Below are 21137 nucleotides of genomic sequence, written 5' to 3' on the forward strand. Positions count from 1 at the left end.
CTGCTGCTGGCCGAGATATAGGGTTTGCGCCAGAGGGTGAGGGAGAACAGGGGGCCTGATTGGCTTCAAGCCCCCTGGGCATCACCGGCTGGTGATTCGGTTGTGGGTAAGCCCCTGGTGACAGTCGATACAGGTCTCGCCGCGCTCATCCATCTGCTGGTGGTTGAGTCGGGCTCGCTGGGGTTGCGCTGCGAGATTAAAGTTGTCGCCCTGGTGACAGTGACGGCAGTTGGCTGAATTGTCAGCCTCCATCTGTTTCCAGACCGACTCGGCCATCGCCGGACGCAGGCTTTCAAAATTCTCCTTGGTCACGGTGCCTGCCAGCATATGGTAGATGTCGGCGGTAGCGACAATCTTGACCTTCATCTTGTCGATAAAGGGGTGGGGGACGTGGCAGTCGGCGCAGGTGGCCGGGATATCGACGCCATCGCCATAATGGCTCGATGCCTGGTACTCCTGCACGATGGTATCCATCTTCAGGTGGCAGCTGAAACAGAAGGCGTTCTGGTTAGAGAGAACCATGACTCCCTGAAACGAGGCCGCTCCTGCCACTAGCAGCACCACGCCAATGGGGATGCCCAGTAGCAAGGGGGTTTTGAGCCAGCTCCAGAGCCGTTGCCACCGGGTCGGTTTGTGTTCATCCGCGTTCACAATGACCTCCTCGGTTGAGGGGGGAGGGGCAAGCCCCTCCCGCCGGTTGCTATTTGGCGTCGTTCAGGTAACGGGCCTTAAACGCGTCCTGCGCTTCCTTGCGGGCCTTTTTCACCTCTTCGGGCTCATTGCCGCTGAACCAGGCGTGCTCGGGTCGGTTAAGGATCTCTTCCAACACTTTGCGGGCCCGGGCGGCACCCTCGGTGTTGCCGGCATGCTCCGCCTTTTCAACGGTCTCCAGGTATTGCGGTACCATCTCCACGTAGAAGCGTTCGGCCACCTCGAACATGCCGTGCCACTGCACGTAGTCGGGAGCCTGCATGGCGGCACCGTGGCGAGCTCGACGGCCTTCGTGGTGCCAGAGGTAGAACCAGGTCCACTCGATCTCCTCGTCAAAGCCGATGTCGGTGAGCATCTTCTCCTTCTTGAGGGTATCCATCAGGGTCTTGCCGGGGCTGGCGAACTTGTCGTTGTAGAGGTTCACCAGTGAGTCGAACTGCTGGTAGAAGTTATCCACCATGGACTTGGTATGGCAGGACTGGCACACCTCGGCCATATCCTTGCGACGTTCCTGCCAGCTCTTGATCTGCTTGCCCTGGGCCTTGGCCTTGGCGTCGATCTTTTCGGAGATGGCCGGGCGCAGGGTCCAGCTGATGCGATCACCAACGTCGTGGGTGACTGCCTGTTCGCGGGTAGCAGACATGTGGCAGGTAGCACAGGTAGGGGCCGCATCGTAATCCTCACCCACGATCCACTTGGCTGAGTCGAGGTTCATGCGGTCGACGTTGGCGTAGAAGTTGATACCGTGCTTGGACTCTTCGTAGATCTCCTTTTGCGGATGATCGGGGCCCAGGTGGCATTTGCCGCAGGCTTCGGGACGGCGCGCCTGCACCATGGAGAATTCATGGCGCTGGTGGCACGCGGTACAGGCACCAACGGAACCATCGGGGTTGAGACGGCCGATACCGGTGTTGGGCCAGGTAGCCGGGTCCAGGTCACCGTTATCCATCACCTTGACCACCGAACCGTGACACTGCCAGCAGCCATTGACCGCTGCCGGTGACTCTCCATTGAGGGTGAGCGCACCTTCTACCACCTCGGCGAGGAAGTTATCCAGCGAGCCGATAATCTGGCCTGCCTTGGCGTGGTGGCTCTTGGCAAACTGGTCGACTTCGGACTCGTGGCAGGTGGCGCAATCTTTCGGGGAGACAATCACCGCAATCGACTGGCCCTCATGTTTGATGGCGTCCGGGTCGGAGGGGTCGGCCTGGTGGCACTCATAGCAGCCCACATTGGCGCCGTAGTGCTTGGAGCGTCCCCATTGGGCGTAGATCGAGGGGTTCTTGTCCCTGTGGCAGGCGGCGCACTCGGCGCTCTCCTTGCTCAGTTCCTTGAAGGGTTTGAGCACCATCGGCTTGGGGGCGGCCATGCCGGGGGATGCGATAAAAAACAGGAGTGCTGCCAGCACGGTGCAGAGCACGGCGGGCAGGGGGAGTCGTTGGGTGTTCATGGGAGGGTCCTCTCAAGCGTCCTGCTGGGCTTTGATTCAAGCCAGGTACTGCCATCTCCGGGCAACTCATGACTGATACTAGGACAGGCTCAGGGAACCACCTTGATTGATGTCAAGAAACTGGTTTTTTGCTAATCCGGGTCGCCAGACTCGTCCGGCACGCGGTCAGGGGCGGATCCATGACAGCAGGGAGGGAACCCAGGGCAGCCAGCAGAGGAACACCAGGTTGCTCAACAGCCAGCAGGCGTTGGCAAGCCCCTGGTTCAGCCCGTAGAGAGAGGCCGGTACGATGGTGAGAACGGCCGCAGGCATACTGGCCAGGATCAATACGCTAGCGGCCAGCAACCCGTCGCCAAAGGTCTGCAGCCCCAGCAGCCACACCAGTCCCAGCCCCAGCGCGGGCAGCAGGATGACCCTTAAAAGTGCCAGCGGCAGGGCGCGCCCCAGCTCCGGCAACAGGGCGCGGAAACGAAACACCAGCCCCACGGAGATCATCAGCAGAAAGGAGCTGAGTGGCACCAGCAGCGAGGTGATCGACCCCATCCAGGCGGGGCGTGAAATACCTCCCAGGTTAAGTAGCATGCCACACAGCCAGCAGCCCACCACCGCCAGCAGCACCGGGTCGCGCCAGACGCGGGAGGGGGTGTCGACAGGGAACTGGCCATGGCGACGGGCGTAGGGGAACAGCAGGCCGAAGTAGATCAGCTCCTCGAACAGCTTGTAGAGGGGCAGGAGGGCGAGCCCCGGCTCGCCGAGATAGACAAACAGGGTGAGGGAGCCCAGGGCTCCCAGGTTGACGAATCCGCCGCCGGGTCCGTAAACCGCCAGTTCCGCGCCGCTCATACGCAGCTGCCGACCGACCACTAACCCCAGCTGAAAACCGGCCAGCATGATGGCGCCGCCGATGAGGGGGAGCCAGACGAGGGCCCAGTGCAGTTGCTTCAGGTTCCAGATCGCCAACAGAATGGAGAGCGGGACGGTGATACGCAGCGCCAGGGCGACGGCCAGGTTGCGCAGGCGGCCGCTGGTCTCGGGGCGCCAGGCAAAGAGCAGCTGTCCCAGCGTAAAACCGGCAACCATTACAACAAAGATCAGGACAAAGTCATTCACTGCGCCGGCTCGACGAGAAGGGCGGGCGGCCAGTGTGGGGCAAAGCGGCGCGCGTTGCCATTAGTCGCTGGTCGCAGGAACGCTGGCCCCCTTACCCCGCCGAGGCGGTGATCAGGGGGCGCGCGGCTCAGGTCAGCTCTTCGTAGAGGGCGCGAGTGGCCTCTACCGTCAGCGGGATCGGGTTACCGCCGGCGCTGGGGTCATCCACTGCCATCTGCGCCAGGAGATCGAGCTGCTCGCGGTCTACCCCGAGGGCACTGAGTTTCTCCGGGACCTCGAGGCGGCGCGAGAAGTCGATCACCCAGTCGTAAAAACCGTCAAAGCCGCCGGGGATGCCGAGGTAGGCCGCCAGCGGCGCAACCCGCTCCTCAATGGCGGGGCGATTGAAACGGATCACGGCGGGCAGGGCAATGGCGTTGGTCATGCCGTGGGGGGTGTTGTAGACCGCTCCCACCGGATGGGAAAGCGCGTGTACGGCTCCGAGCCCCTTCTGGAAGGCGGTCGCCCCCATGGCCGCGGCGCTCATCATATGGCCGCGGGCCTCGATATCGCTGCCATCGGCGAAGGCGCGGGGCAGGTACTCCTTCACCAGTCGCATCCCCTCGAGGGCGATACCCTGGGACATGGGGTGGTAGAAGGGAGAGCAGTAGGCCTCGAAGCTGTGAATAAACGCATCCAGCCCGGTTCCTGCGGTAATCACCGGCGGCATTCCCACCGTCAGCTCGGGATCGCAGATCACAATGGAGGGCAGGATTTTGGGGTGGAAGATGATCTTCTTTACATGGGTGCTGGAGTTGGTGAGGATGGAAGCGCGCCCCACCTCCGAGCCGGTGCCGGCGGTGGTGGGGACGGCGATAATGGGGGCGATGGCGCTGGCATCGGCCCGGGTCCACCAGTCATCGATATCCTCGAAATCCCACACCGGGCGGGTTTGGCCCGCCATAAAGGCGATCAGCTTGGCCAGGTCGAGCCCGGAGCCGCCGCCAAAGGCGATGACGCCGTCGTGCTGGCCAGAGCGATAAATCTCAAGGCCAGCTTCCAGGGCGTGATCGTCGGGGTTGGGGTGAACCTCACAAAAGAGGGCTCGACCCAGTCCCGCCTGTTCCATCAGGCCCAGGGTTGAGGTGGTAATGGGCAGCGAGGCTAACCCCTTGTCGGTCACCAGCAGAGGGCGTTTGATGCCCAGCTGCTGGCAGGCATCGGCCAGCTCGGCGATGCGCCCGGCGCCAAAACGGATAGCGGTTGGATAACTCCAGTTGGCGGTCAGTGACATCAGATGATCCTCTTGAAGTGGTACGACTTGGGGCGGGTCAGGTTGTGAAAACCGATCACCGAGAGGGCGCCGCCCCGGCCGGTGTTTTTGCAGCCGGTCCAGCACAGGGCCGGATCCAGGTAGTCGGCCCGGTTCATAAAAACGGTGCCGGTTTGCAACTGGGCCCCGATGGCCGCCGCGCGCTCAGCGTCAGCGGTCCAGAGGGAGGCGGTGAGCCCGAACTCGCAGTCATTCATCAGCTCGATCGCCTCGGCATCGTTCTCCACCTTCATGATCCCCACCACAGGGCCAAAGCTCTCGTCGCGCATGACCCGCATACGGTGGTCGACATTGGTGAGGATTTGTGGCGCCAGGTAGGCACCGCCATCGTCCTCAGGGAAGAGGGCAGGGTCGATGAGGGCGGTGGCGCCATCGGCAATCGCCTCCTGGATCTGCGCCCTGACCTCGGTGGCAAAGCGTTTGTTGGCCATGGGGCCGAGGGTGGTGGCCTCGTTGAGGGGGTTACCCAGTTTGTAGGTGGAGACCAGTTGCACCGCCTTCTCCACGAAAGCGTCGTAGAGGCTGGCGTGCACGTAGATACGTTCGATGCCGCAGCAGCACTGGCCGGAGTTGAACATGGCGCCGTCGATCAGGGTGTCGACGGCGGCGTCCAGATTGGCGTCCTCCATCACATAGCCAGGATCCTTCCCCCCCAGCTCGAGCCCGAGCCCGGTGAAGGTACCTGCAGCGGCGCGCTCGATCGCCTGTCCTCCGCCGACCGAGCCGGTAAAATTGATGAAATCGAACTGGCGCTGGGCGATCAGCTGCTCCATGGTGTCGTGGTCACAGAAGATGTTGATAAAGAGGTCCGCCGGCAGCCCCGCCTCAAGGAAGGCCTGTACCATCCGCTCGCCCACCAGCAGGGTTTGGGTCGAGTGCTTGAGCACCACGGCGTTGCCCGCGATCAGGGCCGGCGCCACCGTGTTGATGGCGGTCATGTAGGGGTAGTTCCAGGGAGCGATCACCAGCACCAGGCCATGGGGCTCACGCAGGATGCGACGCTCGAAAGCCTCCGACGCCTCGACCACCATTGGGGCCAGGGCTTCGGTGGCGATGTCAGCCATATAGTTGGCGCGCTCACTGACGCCCCCGAACTCGCCGCCATAGCGGATGGGACGCCCCATCATGCGAGCCAGTTCGGGGACGATCTCGTCGTTCATCTGCCCGAGTCGCTCGACACCGGCGCGTACCAGTGCGATCCGTTCGCGCAGCGGTTTCGTGGACCAAAGGGTTTGCGCCTTGCGAACCGCCTGGATTCGTTGCTGCGCGTCGGAAATCGACAGCACCTCGCGTTCGGCATAGACCGAGCCATCGATGGGGCTGATGCACTTCAGGGTGGTGGCAGTATTCATGGGTAGGATCTCAATGGCCAACGTCGTGTCGGCGGGTTTTACGCAGTCGGCCCCCGTCACAGGGGCCGAGTTATCGGCTAACCGGGTGGCTGTCGGCCACGGGGTCGTTGTACACACCGGTACCCGAAGGGACCGGCGCTCAATCAGGCGCGCTCGAAGCCGCGCTGTACCTCCCAGTCGGTGACTCGGCGGTCGTACTCGAGCTGTTCCCAGCGGGCGGCGTGGACGTAGTGATCGACCACTGCATCACCGAATGCGCTGCGTAGCAGGGTCGACTGTTCCAGGGCATCGGCGGCATGGCGCAGGGTGGTGGGGATCTCCCTCACCTCGGCGCCACCCTTGTAGGCATCCCCCTTGAATTCCGGCTCCAGCTCGCGCTGGTTTTCGATGCCGTCGATGCCGGCGGCGATCAGTGCCGCCATCGCCAGGTAGGGGTTGAGGTCGGCGCCCCCGACCCGGCATTCAACGCGTACCGACTTGCTGTTCTCTCCGCACACCCGGTAGCCTGCGGTGCGGTTATCGAGACTCCAGATCGCCTTGGTGGGGGCGAAGGTACCTTCGACAAAGCGCTTGTAGGAGTTGATGCAGGGTGCCAGGAAATAGGTGATGTCACTGGCGTTGTGGAGCAGGCCCGCCATGTACTGGCGCATCAGGGGCGACATGCCATGTTCCGCCTCGCGGTCGTAAAAGAGGGGGGTGCCCTCCAGCGACCAGAGCGACTGGTGCACGTGGGAGGAGCTGCCGGCGGTGTCGAAGTGCCACTTGGCCATAAAACTGACGGCGTGGCCCTGCTGCCAGGCGATCTCCTTACAGGCGTTTTTGATGATGGCGTGGTTGTCCGCCATGGTCAGGGCCTCGGCGTAGCGGACGTTGATCTCCTCCTGTCCGGCGGCCGCTTCCCCCTTGGAGTTCTCCACCGGGATATTGGCCCCCTGCAGGCCGTTGCGGATCGCCCGCATCACATTCTCCTCCTTGGTGGTCTGGAAAATGTGGTAATCCTCGTTGTAGGGGCTGATCAGCTCGAGGTTGCGATAGCCCTTGGCGTGGGCCTGTTCAAAACTGTCCCGAAACAGGAAAAACTCCAGCTCGGTGGCCATATAGGGTTTCATTCCCATGGCGTGCAGGCGCGCTATCTGCTTTTTCAGGATGGCGCGCGGCGAATGGGCAACCTCCTGGTGAGTGTGGTGATCCAGCAGGTCGCACAGCACCAGGGCGGTCCCTTCGAGCCAGGGGATGCGCCTGAGGGTGCCGAGGTCGGGCTTCATGACGTAGTCACCGTATCCCGCCTCCCAGCTGGTGGACTGGTAACCGGGGACGGTTTCCATCTCCATGTCGGTGGCCTGCAGGTAGTTACAGCTGTGCGTTTCCTGCCAGGCGCTGTCGACAAAGAATTCGGCCTGGAAGCGCTTGCCCATGAGGCGTCCCTGCATATCGACCTGACACGCGAGCACGGTATCGATCTGTCCATTGTTGACCTCGGATTTGAGCTCTTCGAGGGTCAGTTTTCCCGCCATGTTGTTACCCTTTGCTGTTTGCTGATGAGTGTGTAAGGGCTAGGTTGCCCTTGTGGCTGGACTGGAAAACCCGGCGTACAGCTTCCGGGTGCTCCAGGTCCAGGGGTGGATGAGCTAGCTGCAGCGATAGGGCTTGCCGGCTTTTTCCATCACCGCGGAGTACTCCTTGAGGATCTTAACCACCCGGGCGTTACGCTCACTCTTGGCAGCGATCTCATCCCAGAACTTGTGCGCCTCGGCTTCCACGGTCGCCCATTCGGCATCGGGGATCGAGGTCAGCTTCATCTTGGTGCCGCTGGTACGCAGATGAGCTTCCCCTCCCCAGTACCAATGCTGGCGGTAGTAGTGGGAGCTGTCCATACAGAGTTTGAACAGGGTCTGGAGGTGCTCCGGCAGCTCATTCCAGCGGTCGCTGTTGGCGAAGTAGGAGCCCACCCAGGCGCCGGAGATGTTGTTGGTGAGGAAGTAGTTGGTGACGTCGGCCCAGCCTACCGTATAGTCCTCGGTGATTCCGGACCAGGCGATTCCATCGAGCTCACCGGTTTGCACCGCGACCTCGATATCTTCCCAGGGCAGGGTGACCGGCACCACGCCGAAACGGGAGAGGAACTTGCCCGCGGTAGGGAAGGTGAAGACCCGCTTGCCCTTGAGGTCAGCCAGGCTGTTGATCGGTTCCACCGTGGCAAAGTTGCAGGGATCCCAGGAGCCGGCACCCAGCCAGGTTACCCCCTCCACTTCGCTGTAGGCCTCTTCCCAGATCTCGTTGAGGCCGTACTGGTTGAACAGCACGGGGACGTCAAGGCTGTAACGGCTGGCGAAGGGGAAGTAGCCGCCGAACACCGAGATATCCACCGGCGCCGCGATCGAGTCATCGTCACTCTGTACCGCATCGATGGTACCGCGCTGCATGGCCCGGAACAGCTCACCGGTGGGAACCAGCTGGTCGGCGTAGTAGAGCTCAATCTCCATCTCACCGTTGGCGACCTTATTAAAGGCATCAATGGAGGGCTTGATGACGTGCTCAGCCAGGGCCGGGCCGGCGTAGGTTTGCAGCCGCCATTTGATCTTCTTGTTGCTGGCCGCGTGAACGGCGGGCGCGCCCAGCACTGATGTTCCGACTACGGCGGCGGATGCCGCTCCGGCTTTCTTGAGAAAATCGCGACGAGTATTGGACTCGTTTATATCCTTATCTTTCTTGTCAGTCATGTTTTTCTCCTGCTTAGGGATCTTGGGTACATGGATCATCAGATTCAAATGACGGTCTTGGTTACAGCGGACTCCTCCTTGGTGATGTGTGGCTAATCAGTCAAAATATCAGTTTCCATAGTAGGCTTCCGGAAGCCAGAGCGCGATCTGCGGGAAGGCCATGATGAGCACCAGTGCACAGGTCATGATCAGAACAAAGGGGATGACGGAGCGGTAGATATCCCCCAGGGAAACCTCCGGTGGTGCCATGGCCCGCATCAGGAACAGGTTGTAGCCGAAGGGCGGCGTCATGTAGGCGATCTGGCAGGTGATGGTGTAGAGAATGCCGTACCACACCAGGTCGAAGCCGAGGGCCCCCACCAGGGGAATAAAGAGCGGTGCAACGATCACCAGCATGGCGGTGTCATCGAGGAACATCCCCATGATGATGTAGGAGAGCTGCATCATGATCAGTATCTGCCAGGGACCCAGACCGAGCTGGTCCACAAAGAAGCCTTCGATGGCCCGCACGGCCCCCAGGCCGTCGAACACGGCGCCGAAGCAGAGGGCGGCCAGGATGATCCACATGAACATGCAGCTGATGACTAGCGTCTTCTTCAGGGTCTGGTCCATCACCTGGCGGGTCAGGCGGCGCTTAAAGAGGGCGGCCAGGGTGGCGGCAGTGGCGCCGTAGGCGGCGCTTTCCACCAGGCTGGCATAGCCCATCAGGAAAAGGCCAGTCATGGAAAAGAAGATCAGCAGCGGCAGTATGCCGGCCCGGAGCAGCGCCAGTTTTTGTGGCCAGGGTACCTTGCGCTCCTCCTGGCTGAGGGCGGGCCCCATCTCCGGCTGCAGGCGGCAGCGTACTACGATGTAGATGACAAACAGGGCGGCCATCATCAACCCCGGTAGCACTCCCGCCATCCAGAGTTTGCTGACCGGCTGGCGGGCGATCATGCTGTAGAGCACCATCACCACGCTGGGGGGAACCAGAATGCCGAGGGAGCTGCCCGCCTGAATCACCCCGGTCACCATAATCTTGTCATAGCCGCGCCTGAGCAGTTCAGGCATGGCGATGCTGGCCCCGATCGCCATGCCGGCAACGCTGAGGCCGTTCATGGCGGACACCACCACCATCAGGCCGATGGTGCCGATGGCCAGTCCGCCGTTGAGGGGCCCCATCCAGACATGGAACATCTTGTAGAGATCTTCGGCGATGCCGGACTCCGACAGCATGTAGCCCATGTAGATGAACAATGGCAGGGTCAGTAGGGGATACCATTTCATCAGTTTCATGGCCGCACTGAAGGCCATTTCCGATCCCCCGTCACCCCACATCAACAGGGCAGAGATCACGGCCACAAAGCCGATGGCGGCGAATACCCGTTGACCGGTCATCAGCATCACCATCATGGAGGCGAACATCAGCAGTGCGATCATCTCGTAACTCATGAGAGCTGCTCTCCTTTCAGCTTGGCGACATCCTTGAACAGGCAGGAGATCGCTTGCAACAGCATCAGGAAGATACCGATGACCATAATGATCTTGATGGGCGCCATGGAGGGCGCCCAGGCGGAGTAGCTCTCCTCACTATATTTGATGGCGTACTGGGTGCTGAAGAGTCCGCCGTAGAGCAAAAAGCCCAGGTAGGTGATCAGGAAAAGGACGGTGACCGCGTCAACCAGGGTGCGGGTGCGGTCGCTCCACTGGCTGTAGAAGAGATCCATGCGCACATGGCCATCCTCTTGCATCGAGTAGGCTCCCCCCACGAGGTAATAGGCGACCATCACAAACTGCGCCATCTCCAGGCTCCAGAGGGCAGGAATGAAAAAGGTTTTCATAAACGAGGAGTAGAGCAGTATTCCCATCATGGCGAAGATCAGGTACATCGCGCAGCGGCCGACCACCCGGTTCACCTTATCAACGTAATGGACATAGAGGCGGATCGCTTTTGGCATATCGGGGTTACTCGGTAGGGGGTGGGGTGGGGTGGTCGCTGAGCAGGGAGCGGGCGGCGCGCTGCAGCTGCTGCTGCAACAGGTCGGCAATCTGCTGTTGCCCGGCGCTCTGCTGCAGTAGGTCGTTGCGTATCTCGATCATGACGTTGGGCAGGCCCAGGGGCAGCGCGTGCTCCTTCAAGGTGTGGGTTACGCCGTCTGCAGGGCCGTAGGGCTCATTGCGACGAACGACCCGTGGCGGGCTGTTGAGGGGAGCCTCGAGCATCAGGTCCGCGAGACGTGAGTCACTGTCATGCAGGATGCCGATCTCCACCTCGCGGGGCACCCCTTTATAGACCGGGACAAAGGAGTGGAGGGTCACCAGCAGGGTGGGTTGCTGTCTGGTGACCCGGTTGGCGAGCAGGTTGGCGAGGGTTTGGCGAAAGGGCTCGTAAACCTGCTCGACCCGTGCCTGGTGCTGGGCTGGTGTCAGGTTGAGGTTGCCCGGTATGGGGTCGTTTTCGCTGAGGGTGCAGACCGCGTCGGGCGACTCAGGTGGGCGGTTGCAGTCGTAGACCAGGCGTGACACGCAGGCGGCGACCAGGGGTGCATCCAGGGAGCTCGACAATCGCCTGGCTACCTCCAGGGCGCCCGGGTCCCAGGCGATATGGCTTTCGATCTGCTCGGGAGAGAGCCCCAGCCGATCAAGGGCAGGAGGAATCCGGTTGCTGGCGTGCTCACACACCAGCAGGAAGTGACTGGAGCCCTCCGGGTTGATGGTTTCAACGGCTTTATGAACCCACTGCGGCATATCCTTTGGCGCGTTGTGTTTCACGTGATCGTCTCGTTGTGAAAGTGTTGGTCGAGTATTTCAGAAATAAAAAAAACAGGCAAATTTATTTCTGAAACAAATGCTACAATATAGGGCACACTGGATTCAGGCCTTTGACATGCTATGGTGCAGGCCGCCAAAACGAGGACACCAATAGTGAGCAAAGCCCCCTTTACCGTTGCCGAGCGCATCCGCAATCAGTTCGAGCGCCTGACCCGTACCGAGCGACGGCTGGCTAACGCCCTGCTGGAGAACTATCCGGTCTCCTGTCTTGGTAGTATTACCGCGATCGCTGCAACGGCGTCGGTTTCAACCCCTACCGTGGTAAGGATGGTGAAAAAGCTGGGCTTCAGTGGGGTGGCGGATTTCCAGGCATCGCTGCATGCTGAGCTGGAAGAGAGCATCAGCAACCCGATCACCAAGTTTAACCGCTGGAGCGACAGCGCCCCGGACGAGCATATCCTCAACCGGTTTGCGGACGCGACCATGAACAACCTGCGCCAGTCCCTCAAACAGATCGACCCGGCCACCTTTGATGCGGTGGCTGAGTTGCTATCGGATACGGAGCACGCGATGCATGTGGTGGGCGGGCGCATTACCCACTCCCTGGCAGACTATCTCTTCACCCACTTGCAGGTGATGCGCAAGGGGGTCACCCGGGTGGCCTCCAACTCCAATACCTGGCCCCACTACCTGCTGAACATGGAGGAGGGGGACCTGCTGGTGGCCTTTGACATCCGCCGCTATGAACACAACATCCACCACTTTGCCAAGATGGCCCGCGCCCGGGGGGTACGGCTGGTGCTCTTTACCGACCAGTGGGGATCACCGGCGGGGCAATACGCCGAACAGGTGTTCAACCTGCGCATTGAGGCACCCTCAGCCTGGGATTCTTCGGTGGTGATTCTGTTTGTGATCGAAGCCCTGATCGCGGCGGTTCAAAGTCGCATCTGGGATCAGAGCAAGGAGCGCATGGGCGAGCTGGAGTCCCTGTTCGATGAGACCCGCCTGTTCAAGAAGTTTTTCTGATCCCTACCTCGGCATCGGCGCGGGTGGGCACGGGGGTCGGGGGGGCACCGTTGCTGGCGCTGAGGTCGAAGAAGGATTCGATCGCTGCCCGCTCCCACATGGTGTCCTTGTAGCCGAGGTCGATCAGGGTGCCACAGAAATCCGCGGTAAAGAGCAGGTAACTGGCTGCGGTAGCGCCGCCGCCGCGTTTGGTGGCCCCCACGGCGTTGAGGGCAAAACGCAGTGCGCGGGACAATGAGCGCACCTTACGTCCGGCGATCAGGTCAATCTCCTCGGATGGGGAGACAATCAGGCTCTCGACTCGCCTGAGGGGGAGCCCCTCCTGGCGTCGGGTCTCTTCGGGTATGAGTCCGAGCAGGCGATTGATTCGCTCCAGGTGCTCAATATCGCTTTCCATTGCATCAATAAAAGCGCTATTGAACATCTGCCCCATGATCTGGGCCATGGAGGGGGTGTGGCGGACCGAACGTCGCCTTCCCCAGTGCACCGGATTGCGGTTGCCACTGACTCCGACCACCAGTATGTGATTGGCCCCCAGGTGGAGGGCGGGGCTGATGGGGGCCATCTGCCGCAGGGCGCCGTCGCCAAAGTACTCCCGGTGGATCTTAACGGCGGGAAAGATGGTGGGGATGGCGGAGGAGGCGAGCAGGTGGTCGTGGGTCAGCTCGCAGGGGGAGCCCACCCGCTGTGCCCGTCGCCAGGGGAGCAGCTGTGGATGTCCCTGGAAAAAGCTGACCGACTGGCCGGTACTGTAACCCATGGCGGTGACACAGAGGGCCTCAAGGGCGCCGCTACCGATGGCGTCATCGAGACGGTCGAAATCAACTTCCTCCCTGAGCAGGGTCATGAGGGGGGCATTGTCGAGCAGCGAGAGGGGTTTTGTTTCGGTGGCGCCCTGGTTAAACAGGGAGAGGCCGATCCGCAGCAGGCTACGCAGTAACGAGCGGGTACTGGTGTGGTAGATACGCTCGGGACTAAGGTTGCGCCAGACCCTCTCCAGGTTATCCACCGACTCCTGGAATGTGCCCGGGTGGCTGGCCAGGGTCGCGGCGTTGATGGCCCCGGCCGAGGTGCCGCAGATGATGGGGAACGGATTAGGGGCTTGCTCGGGAAGAATTTCGGCAATCGCCTTGAGAACGCCCACCTGGTAAGCCGCCCGGGCGCCGCCGCCGGAGAGCACCAGTGCGCGCTTGTCGATAATAGGGTCGGGGAGCTGCTTTTTTTTCCTGAGCATCATTGTCGGGCTTACATCCTTGGCCAATCCATAGGGAAATTCTAACCGCTTTTGAGCGCCAGCGTAGCCCTCTGTCGATTCGTGCCCAGTTTTTTCCGGGGCTTTGGGGGGAAGATGGCTAGGGGAGGTGCCAGCTCCTATACTGGACCAGCAATGGCCCTGCATGAGGGCGGCTGACGACGACAAGAGGGAACTGGGACCACTATGAACCACTTATTGCTGATTATCCTCGTGATAGCGGTGCTACTGCAGCTGCTTAAACGCGAATCCGGTGCGCTGATCATAACCCTGACGCTGGTTGTGCTGGCCGTGGTGGGGCGCCTGATGGGCTCGTCCCTGCTTGCAGTGTTGCTACTACTGGGCGCTGTAGGTGTCGCGGTTTGTGGCCTGCCCGCCATTCGCCAGCAGTGGTTGAGCCCGAAATTGTTAGCCCTGTTCAAATCGGTTGCTCCCAAGGTCTCCGAAACCGAACGGGTGGCGCTGGAGGCGGGCACCGTGGGCTGGGACGGTGAACTCTTTTCCGGTCAGCCGGACTGGAACCGCTTGCTGTCGAACCCCGATAAGGGGTTGAGCAAGGAGGAGCGTGCCTTCTTGAAGAAGCAGTGCAGTGTCGCGGCCGGCATGTGCGACGGCTGGGAGATCTCGGTTGAGCGGGCGGACCTGCCCGGTGATCTATGGAAATACCTCAAGAAAGAGAAGTTCTTCGGCATGATTATCCCGCAACAGTACGGTGGTCTCGGCTTTTCCGCCAAGGCACAATCGGCGGTGCTGCAGAAGCTGGCGTTCAATGACACCCTGATGGTGGTGGTAGGGGTGCCCAACTCACTGGGCCCGGGAGAGCTGTTGCTCAAGTACGGTACTGAAGAGCAGAAAAACTACTACCTGCCCCGCCTGGCCGACGGGCGCGAGATCCCCTGCTTCGGCCTGACTGCCCCCCGCGCCGGTTCCGATGCCACCTCCATCCCCGATGTGGGGGTGGTCTGCAGGCAGGAGGTGGACGGAGAGGAGGTGCTGGGGATTCGGCTCAGTTTTGAAAAGCGCTGGATCACCCTGGCACCGATCGCCACCGTGGTGGGGTTGGCGTTTCGCATGTTCGACCCCGAGGGGCTGCTCGGTGATACCGACGATATCGGCATCACCTGTGCACTGATCCCAAGGGACACCGAGGGGCTCGAGATTGGGCGACGCCACTACCCGATTGGAGCTCCTTTCATGAATGGTCCCCTGCGGGCGAAGGATCTCTTCATCCCACTGGACTGGATCATCGGTGGCCCCAGGATGGCCGGACAGGGCTGGCGCATGCTGGTGGAGTGCCTGTCGGTCGGGCGCTGCATCACTTTGCCCTCAGGTGCCAGCGGTTGTGGGCGCTATGTGACGGGCTATGCCGGCGGCTTCACCCGCATTCGGCGCCAGTTCAATATGCCAGTGGCCGAGATGGAGGGGGTGCAGGCGCCCCTGGCGAGGATCGCTGCTCAGGCCTACATCGCCCGGGCCACCGTTCGTCATACGGCCAATATGATTGATGCCGGTGAAAAGCCGGCGGTCCCCTCCGCTATACTCAAGAGCCAGTTGACCGAGTTCCAGCGCCAGATGCTGATCGATGCCATGGATGTGCATGGCGGCAAGGCGGTGACCCTGGGTCCCCGCAACTACCTTGGGCTGAGCTATGCCGCTACCGCCACCTCCATCACCGTGGAGGGGGCCAACATCATGACCCGCAGCCTGATGATCTTTGGCCAGGGCGCGGTGCGTTGTCACCCCTGGGTGCTGCCGGAGCTGGAAGCGGCCAACAGTGACAACCTGAGCGCTTTTGATAAAGCGATTTTCTCTCATATTGGTATGGTGGCCGGCAATGCGGCCCGCGCTTTCAGTGCCGGACTGGGGCTGCCGATGGAGCAGACGCCACTGCCGGGCGAAGCACAGGTCTATGGCTGGGCCGTTAACCGTTACAGCGCCGCCTTTGCCCTGCTGGCCGATGCCGCCATGGCCAGCCTGGGGGCTTCTCTCAAACAGCGCGAGATGCTCTCGGCCCGGTTGGCTGACATGTTGTCCAACCTCTATATGACGACCATGGTACTCAAGCACTGGCACGAGACGCGGGGGGTTCAGGCCGAAGAGGCCCTGTTCCGCTACAGCTGTGAATGGCTGCTCTACCGGACCGAGCAGGCAATGGTGGAGCTGTTGGAGAACCTGCCCGGACGTGGATTGGCTCGAGGGTTGAAGATGCTGGTGATGCCCTTCGGCCGTAGCCGCAAACTGCCGTCGGATGACCTGACCCGCACCATCGCCGAGGCGGTCTCCACCGACTCCGCGTTGCGACGCTTCCTGCTGGAGGACACCTGGCAGGAGCAGGCCAAGGGGCAGAAAAATAACCCACTGGCACGCTACAACCATCTGCTGGAGGAAAACCCGCGGGCCACCGAGCTTTACCGGCGGGTGGACAAGGCCTACGCCAAAGGAGAGCTTCCCAACCAGGCGCTACACCCTGAGGAGCGCTTCGCCTGCGCCCTGGACAAGGGGATTTTGAGCCAGGAGGAGTACGACTTTATGCAGGGCTATGAGGCAGAGGTACTGGAGATGCTGACAGTGGATGACTTTGCCCTCAACGAGCTGGCCCGCAACAAGAGCAAGGTGATCTGGCATAACGGTAAACCCAAAACCATGCCCAAGCCGATCCATTAGCAGGCTTTTACCATCCAATCTGGCCCGGGATCGCAAACTGTGATCCCGGGCGAGCTTCCCGCTGTTGATTTGCCGTAGAATCCGCGACTGAGTTCCCGACCACAGGCGGGACGTATTCATTTTACAGGCAGGGGAGTAACACGAATGCAGAAGATCAGCAAAGCGCTGGCATGGACTACACTGGCGCTGGCTGCCCAGGCGTCGGCAGATACGGTGTTGGGGGTGTACGCCGGAGCCGGCTACTGGGATGTCGACTACAGCGGGGATATCGGTAAAAGCAATGCCAGGCTCAACCCGCTGGATATCAAGGACGACAACCATAATTTCTACTATATCGCCCTGGAACATCCGGTCCCCCTGCTGCCCAATATCCAGTTGCAGCACAATGACATCTCCACTCAGGGGACCAGCGTCCTGGCGGCTAACCAGGTGGTGCTGGGGGGGAACTATGGTGCCGGGAGTACCCTGCGTACTGAGCTCGACCTGACCCATACCGATGCACTTTTCTACTACGAGCTGCTGGACAACTGGGTGAATCTCGACCTCGGGGCCGGGGTGCGCAAGTTTGACGGCTTCGCCAAAACCACCGATGGCACCAGCACTAGCCGCCGGGATCTTGATGGTTACCTGCCGATGGCTTACCTTAAAGCTCAGGGGGACCTTCCTCTCACCGGTTTCTCTGTAGCGGCGGATCTGCGCATTCTGCGGGGCCTCGACGACGAGGTTACCGATTACAGCGTCAAACTGGCCTATACCACCGATCTGATACCGCTGTTTGATCTTGGCATTGAGCTGGGTTATCGCTCCATGGAGTTGAAGCTGGAGGACCTCGACCAGCTGGAAACTGACCTCAAGCTCGATGGCCCCTACGCCGGTGTCAACTTCCACTTCTAAGGGTTGTTCCTGACCCGGGAGCACCCCGCTTCCGTTTCCCGCTGCCCCGCTTGATAAGGGGGGGTGGCGGGGGCAAACTCCCGTATCCTAACTATACTTGCAGGCGGAGCTGTGCCAGTGCCGGGTTGGCGAAAAGTAACCCGTTGTGCGGCGCCTGGTCAGCTGTGCCCGCCCCCCATCGATCGAGGAGAAACCCATGAACACCTTTGTAAGACGCTCACTACTTTGGCTCTCCCTGTTGCTGGCGCTGCCCGCCTTTGCAGCCCAGAAAGTTGAGGACTACTCGGAAACCATCAACAATTTCAAAAAGATTGACCAGGTTAGGCCCTTCTTTTCCTCGGCCCACGGCTACGCCGTATTTCCTACCATTGGCAAGGGGGGGATGTTTATCGGGGGCGCCTACGGAAAGGGGCAGGTGTACCGGGGGGGGAAGGTGGTCGGCGTGACCTCGGTGACGGATCTTTCGATCGGTTTCCAGCTCGGCGGGCAGGCCTACAGCCAGGTTATCTTTTTCAAGGATCAGCGCGCCTTTGATGCCTTCACCCAGGGCAATTTCGAGTTTGGAGCCAAGGCAGGCGCCATCGCGGTGACCAGCAGTGCTAACGCGCAGACCAGCACTGGGGGTGGAACCTCTGCGGGAGCCGCGACTTCGGCCGAGGCCGGCGGCAAGCAGGCCAGGGCGGATTACTACAAAGGAATGCTGGTGTTTGTCCTGGGCAAGGGGGGGTTGATGTTTGAGGCCACAGTTGCCGGCCAGAAGTACAGCTTTGAGGCCCTGAAATAGCTGTGTACCCACTGCCTAGATGGCTACTGGTGGTATTGCTCCTGCCCGTTCCTGGGCAGGCCGATGAGCCGCTTCGCTGCGGGGTGGCGACGGGTTTCCCTCCCTTTCAGTATGTGCTCGATGGCCAGCCTGCGGGGCTGGATGTAGCGGTGATCCACGCCCTAGCGCGTGAATTGAATCATCCGGTCGAGATTGTGCAACGGCCCTGGGAAGAGGTGCTCAGGTTGCTGCGCAAGGGTGAGATCGAGTGCGTTGCCGGCATGGAGGTGACCGAGGAGCGATCCCGCTACAGCCGCTTTACGGTGCCCTACTACTCACGCCAGGCGGTTATTTTTGTGCGCGCGGACAATGCCAAGGTGATCGATGAGCGCTCACTGGAGTGGTCGATGGTGAGCGGCGATCACGATTCCGAGATCGAGAGGCGCATCCAGAGCTCGACCGGGGATGGTTCGCACCCTCGTTTCTTCCCGGTGGCCAGCAAACGGGACGCCATGGAGCTGCTGCAACGGGGGCTGGTGGAAGCCAGCATTATGCCGCGTGAGGTGGGGTTTTACCTGGCCGCCGAACTGGGGCTGAAGGTAAGGGTGGTGGGCAGGCCGGGCAAAGCATCACCGGTGGTGATCGGTGTTGCCCGGGACCTGCCCCAGCTCCATCTTTCGATAGAGCGGGGACTGGTCAGCCTCATCGAACGGGGCGAGATCAAGCGCCTGTCGAAGGAGGCTTTCCTCCGTTAACCGGCGTTAGCCCCGGCGGCTGGCCACCAGGTAGAGCATCTCCAGTCCCAGGGTGGCCCCGGCCAGGGAGGTGACTTCGGCGTGGTCGTAGCAGGGGGCCACTTCCACCACATCCATTCCTACGATGTCGAGATCCTTGAGCCCGCGCACAATGGCCAGAGCACGATCGCTGCTGAGCCCGCCGATCACCGGGGTGCCGGTACCGGGCGCGAAGGCGGGATCGATGCAGTCGATGTCAAAGGTCAGGTAGGCCGGTCCCTCCCCCACCACCTGCTTGATGCGTTCCACCACCTGTTCGACCGACTGCTCATTGGCCCAGCGGGCGTCAAGTACGGTGAAGGGGTGGTCGTCGTAGCCGTATTCGGTACGAATGCCCACCTGCACCGAGCGACTGGGATCGATCAGCCCTTCGTTGGGGGCGTGGTGGAACATGGAGCCGTGGTAGTAGCGACTGGGGGTGCTCTTTTCAGTGTCGGTGTGGGCGTCGAAATGGATCAGCGCCATCTTGCCGTGGTGCTTGGCGTGGGCCCGCAGCAGCGGCAGGGTCACGAAGTGGTCACCGCCAAAGCTGAGCAGGGTCTTGCCGGCCGCGATGATCTCGCTGGCAGTCTCCACCACGGCGTCGACCATGGTCTGGCTCTCGCCCGGGGTGAACTCGATATCGCCGTAGTCGATCACATTCAGGCGATCGAAAGCATTGAAGCGCCAGGGCCAGCGCATCTCCTCCCAGCGCAGGTTGCTGGAGGCGGAGCGGATTCCCTGGGGGCCAAAGCGGCTGCCGCTGCGACCGGAGGTGCCCAGGTCGTAGGGGATTCCCAGGACAACGGCATCGGCGCTGCGGTAATCGCGGCTCAGGGGGCGGCCCAGGTAACCGAAGTTATTGCCGAAGAGAGAGTAGGTAGGAAAACTGTTATCGGACATTGATCAATTCCCGTGAAGTATCGAATGACAGGGAACGGCGTGTAGCGCTCTCTCAGAGTGCCCCATGGTGAACTCTGACGGACATCTGGTTTGGGTCGTGATGTTTGCGACGCTGATATGCTAATCAAACACCGCAGCGGGTTCAATGTCACCTCGAGAGGATACCCGGCCAGGGGAGGCGTCGCAGGGACAGTAGCGGTAGTCCAGATTCACGCGCATGGGCTGCCCCCCTTCGGTCAAGAGGTTACCGACCCCACGATAACGCACCAGTTGCTGTTGGTGGTTGTATTGCAACTGGATGGGGTCGAGCAGCCAGCGCAGCCATAGGCTGTCGGCTTCCACCCACAGGCAGTAGGCAGCCTGTGGGTGGGGCGGGGCGCCACAGTCGGCCATGGGCTGCAGGCGAACGCGCAGTGGCAGCGAGCGCTGGTGGACCGGCGAGGCAAAGCGGGCCGGAATCGCCGAGCCGGAGAGCAGGGCCTGCCAGTGGCGCTGGACAAAGTGTTCAAAACCGGCGTCCACAATATCCACCTGGCCGGCGGGCAGGGCGGTCTGCTCGATCTCTCCATGTTGGCGCGGGCGGTAGCTCAGCAACAGCGTCCCGTCGATCCACTCCGTCTGCCGCAGCTCTCCCCCTCGCAGGTCAATCTGGTGCAACCAGGGGCGGGCGGGATCGCGGTGCTCCTCATTGAGCTGCTTGAGGGCGATGAGTCCCTTCTCCGGTGCGTGGTACTCAACCCGGGTGGTCGCTGCCGAAGTAGCAGGAGCGCTTTGGGGATTCGGGTGAGCGGCTGCAGGGTAATGGTATTCACAGTAGTGCAGTCGACCGCTGTCGGGATCGGTGGCGGTACCAATAATGGCGGCGTCACCCGGCGCGGGACACGCGGAGAGAAGGGCCATGCCGAGCGCCAGCGACAGGCTCATGGGGCCACCCCCTGGCCCTCTATCCAGTGGCGCCACTGTAGACGGGTCAACTGGTAAAGCAGCAGCGACCAGACCACGGCCAGCACCATAAGGCTTTGCCAGAGAGGCGCGCCCAACTCGATCTGGGGGTTAAGCTGGGTGCCGCTGTAATAACTGGCGGGTCCCGCCAGGGCGCCACAGGCCAGGCTGGCCCAGCCTCGGCCGTGAAGCCAGCTGAGGCAATGGTTGAGGGTGGTCGCAAAGATACCCCACAGGGCCATCAGCCACAGGGGGGGGAGCAGGGTGCCATCGGTTCGATCCAGAATCCCCAGGCCAAGCAAGAGGGTGTCAATGGCCACCCCCAGAGCGGCGATCGCCAGCACCATGCACCACTCCCGTAAATTTTGGCTGACGAACCTGAAGTGCAGGGCCCATACCAGCACAAGGGCCAACAGGGCCGCGTTGTTGCCGCCCATCACACAGGCAAACCAGCCCAGCTGGAAGAGGAGGGCGTTGAGCAGAATCGGCCGGCTTATCATGGGTTCACCCATCG

General features: G+C 61.5%; 19 protein-coding genes. 5 read left to right on the top strand and 14 right to left on the bottom strand.

All coding sequences use genetic code 11. The features are described 5' to 3' along the window. Positions 1–81 precede the first annotated feature (81 nt). From D0544_RS01475 to D0544_RS01520, 10 genes are all read right to left on the bottom strand, one after another. Positions 82–651, bottom strand: a complete 570-nt coding sequence (locus D0544_RS01475) for a NapC/NirT family cytochrome c (protein WP_125014150.1) — start codon at positions 649–651, stop codon at positions 82–84. 49 nt (positions 652–700) lie between these two features. After that, positions 701–2161 carry a multiheme c-type cytochrome gene (locus D0544_RS01480; RefSeq protein WP_125014152.1) on the bottom strand — a complete coding sequence of 487 codons (1461 nt, stop codon included), beginning with the start codon at positions 2159–2161 and terminating at the stop codon, positions 701–703. 165 nt (positions 2162–2326) lie between these two features. After that, positions 2327–3271 carry an AEC family transporter gene (locus D0544_RS01485; protein WP_125014154.1) on the bottom strand — a complete coding sequence of 315 codons (945 nt, stop codon included), beginning with the start codon at positions 3269–3271 and terminating at the stop codon, positions 2327–2329. A 127-nt stretch (positions 3272–3398) separates the two neighbouring features. Continuing rightward, complete coding sequence (locus D0544_RS01490; RefSeq protein ID WP_125014156.1) at positions 3399–4544, bottom strand: iron-containing alcohol dehydrogenase; 1146 nt, start codon at positions 4542–4544, stop codon at positions 3399–3401. Further along, positions 4544–5935 carry an aldehyde dehydrogenase family protein gene (locus tag D0544_RS01495; RefSeq protein WP_125014158.1) on the bottom strand — a complete coding sequence of 464 codons (1392 nt, stop codon included), beginning with the start codon at positions 5933–5935 and terminating at the stop codon, positions 4544–4546. The genes D0544_RS01490 and D0544_RS01495 overlap by 1 nt, the downstream gene beginning before the upstream one ends. A 143-nt stretch (positions 5936–6078) precedes the next feature. Beyond that, on the bottom strand, positions 6079–7449 hold the full coding sequence (locus D0544_RS01500) for a glutamine synthetase family protein (protein WP_125014160.1): 1371 nt from the start codon (positions 7447–7449) through the stop codon (positions 6079–6081). 114 nt (positions 7450–7563) lie between these two features. Then, positions 7564–8655, bottom strand: coding sequence for a TRAP transporter substrate-binding protein (locus D0544_RS01505; RefSeq protein ID WP_125014162.1), 1092 nt, complete (start codon positions 8653–8655; stop codon positions 7564–7566). A gap of 108 nt (positions 8656–8763) precedes the next feature. Next, complete coding sequence (locus D0544_RS01510) at positions 8764–10086, bottom strand: TRAP transporter large permease (RefSeq protein ID WP_125014164.1); 1323 nt, start codon at positions 10084–10086, stop codon at positions 8764–8766. Continuing rightward, positions 10083–10592 carry a TRAP transporter small permease subunit gene (locus D0544_RS01515; RefSeq protein WP_125014165.1) on the bottom strand — a complete coding sequence of 170 codons (510 nt, stop codon included), beginning with the start codon at positions 10590–10592 and terminating at the stop codon, positions 10083–10085. Before D0544_RS01515 ends, D0544_RS01510 begins: the two co-directional genes overlap by 4 nt. A 7-nt stretch (positions 10593–10599) precedes the next feature. Beyond that, positions 10600–11406 carry an N-formylglutamate amidohydrolase gene (locus tag D0544_RS01520; RefSeq protein WP_207905740.1) on the bottom strand — a complete coding sequence of 269 codons (807 nt, stop codon included), beginning with the start codon at positions 11404–11406 and terminating at the stop codon, positions 10600–10602. 153 nt (positions 11407–11559) lie between these two features. Here D0544_RS01520 and D0544_RS01525 point away from each other — a divergent pair, with 153 nt between their 5' ends. Next, the gene (locus tag D0544_RS01525) at positions 11560–12432 is read left to right on the top strand and encodes a MurR/RpiR family transcriptional regulator (RefSeq protein WP_164880783.1); all 873 of its coding nucleotides are present in this window, start codon (positions 11560–11562) and stop codon (positions 12430–12432) included. Here D0544_RS01525 and D0544_RS01530 read toward each other — a convergent pair. Continuing rightward, positions 12416–13669, bottom strand: a complete 1254-nt coding sequence (locus tag D0544_RS01530) for a patatin-like phospholipase family protein (RefSeq protein ID WP_243647220.1) — start codon at positions 13667–13669, stop codon at positions 12416–12418. The two genes, D0544_RS01525 and D0544_RS01530, sit on opposite strands and share 17 nt — an antisense overlap. A 201-nt stretch (positions 13670–13870) precedes the next feature. On the opposite strand from D0544_RS01530, the gene D0544_RS01535 reads away from it, so the two are divergent. The 4 genes from D0544_RS01535 to D0544_RS01550 all read left to right on the top strand — a co-directional run bounded on the left by D0544_RS01535 (position 13871) and on the right by D0544_RS01550 (position 18760). Further along, positions 13871–16348: an acyl-CoA dehydrogenase gene (locus D0544_RS01535; RefSeq protein WP_125014169.1), complete on the top strand. Its 2478-nt coding sequence runs from the start codon at positions 13871–13873 to the stop codon at positions 16346–16348. 144 nt (positions 16349–16492) lie between these two features. After that, complete coding sequence (locus tag D0544_RS01540; RefSeq protein ID WP_125014171.1) at positions 16493–17242, top strand: TIGR04219 family outer membrane beta-barrel protein; 750 nt, start codon at positions 16493–16495, stop codon at positions 17240–17242. A gap of 196 nt (positions 17243–17438) precedes the next feature. Beyond that, positions 17439–18026, top strand: a complete 588-nt coding sequence (locus D0544_RS01545) for a lipid-binding SYLF domain-containing protein (protein WP_125014173.1) — start codon at positions 17439–17441, stop codon at positions 18024–18026. A 29-nt stretch (positions 18027–18055) separates the two neighbouring features. Next, on the top strand, positions 18056–18760 hold the full coding sequence (locus D0544_RS01550; RefSeq protein ID WP_164880784.1) for a transporter substrate-binding domain-containing protein: 705 nt from the start codon (positions 18056–18058) through the stop codon (positions 18758–18760). 6 nt (positions 18761–18766) lie between these two features. On the opposite strand, the gene speB is transcribed toward D0544_RS01550, so the two are convergent. The 3 genes from speB to D0544_RS01565 form a co-directional block, all read right to left on the bottom strand. Further along, complete coding sequence (gene speB / locus D0544_RS01555; protein ID WP_125014177.1) at positions 18767–19681, bottom strand: agmatinase; 915 nt, start codon at positions 19679–19681, stop codon at positions 18767–18769. A gap of 120 nt (positions 19682–19801) precedes the next feature. Beyond that, on the bottom strand, positions 19802–20605 hold the full coding sequence (locus D0544_RS01560) for a hypothetical protein (protein ID WP_125014179.1): 804 nt from the start codon (positions 20603–20605) through the stop codon (positions 19802–19804). After that, on the bottom strand, positions 20602–21135 hold the full coding sequence (locus D0544_RS01565) for a DUF2878 domain-containing protein (protein WP_125014181.1): 534 nt from the start codon (positions 21133–21135) through the stop codon (positions 20602–20604). The genes D0544_RS01560 and D0544_RS01565 overlap by 4 nt, the downstream gene beginning before the upstream one ends. Positions 21136–21137: the final 2 nt, after the last annotated feature.

The organism is Aestuariirhabdus litorea (genome assembly GCF_003864255.1).
Classification (GTDB): Bacteria; Pseudomonadota; Gammaproteobacteria; order Pseudomonadales; family Aestuariirhabdaceae; genus Aestuariirhabdus; species Aestuariirhabdus litorea.

Excerpts from the sequence above, each read along its gene's own strand:
- D0544_RS01480 (WP_125014152.1), bottom strand. The coding sequence starts at position 2,161 with ATGAACACCCAACGACTCCCCCTGCCCGCCGTGCTCTGCACCGTGCTG.
- D0544_RS01490 (WP_125014156.1), bottom strand. The coding sequence starts at position 4,544 with ATGTCACTGACCGCCAACTGGAGTTATCCAACCGCTATCCGTTTTGGC.
- D0544_RS01495 (WP_125014158.1), bottom strand. The coding sequence starts at position 5,935 with ATGAATACTGCCACCACCCTGAAGTGCATCAGCCCCATCGATGGCTCG.
- D0544_RS01500 (WP_125014160.1), bottom strand. The coding sequence starts at position 7,449 with ATGGCGGGAAAACTGACCCTCGAAGAGCTCAAATCCGAGGTCAACAAT.
- D0544_RS01505 (WP_125014162.1), bottom strand. The coding sequence starts at position 8,655 with ATGACTGACAAGAAAGATAAGGATATAAACGAGTCCAATACTCGTCGC.
- D0544_RS01510 (WP_125014164.1), bottom strand. The coding sequence starts at position 10,086 with ATGAGTTACGAGATGATCGCACTGCTGATGTTCGCCTCCATGATGGTG.
- D0544_RS01515 (WP_125014165.1), bottom strand. The coding sequence starts at position 10,592 with ATGCCAAAAGCGATCCGCCTCTATGTCCATTACGTTGATAAGGTGAAC.
- D0544_RS01530 (WP_243647220.1), bottom strand. The coding sequence starts at position 13,669 with ATGATGCTCAGGAAAAAAAAGCAGCTCCCCGACCCTATTATCGACAAG.
- D0544_RS01535 (WP_125014169.1), top strand. The coding sequence starts at position 13,871 with ATGAACCACTTATTGCTGATTATCCTCGTGATAGCGGTGCTACTGCAG.
- D0544_RS01540 (WP_125014171.1), top strand. The coding sequence starts at position 16,493 with ATGCAGAAGATCAGCAAAGCGCTGGCATGGACTACACTGGCGCTGGCT.
- D0544_RS01545 (WP_125014173.1), top strand. The coding sequence starts at position 17,439 with ATGAACACCTTTGTAAGACGCTCACTACTTTGGCTCTCCCTGTTGCTG.
- speB (WP_125014177.1), bottom strand. The coding sequence starts at position 19,681 with ATGTCCGATAACAGTTTTCCTACCTACTCTCTCTTCGGCAATAACTTC.
- D0544_RS01560 (WP_125014179.1), bottom strand. The coding sequence starts at position 20,605 with ATGAGCCTGTCGCTGGCGCTCGGCATGGCCCTTCTCTCCGCGTGTCCC.
- D0544_RS01565 (WP_125014181.1), bottom strand. The coding sequence starts at position 21,135 with ATGGGTGAACCCATGATAAGCCGGCCGATTCTGCTCAACGCCCTCCTC.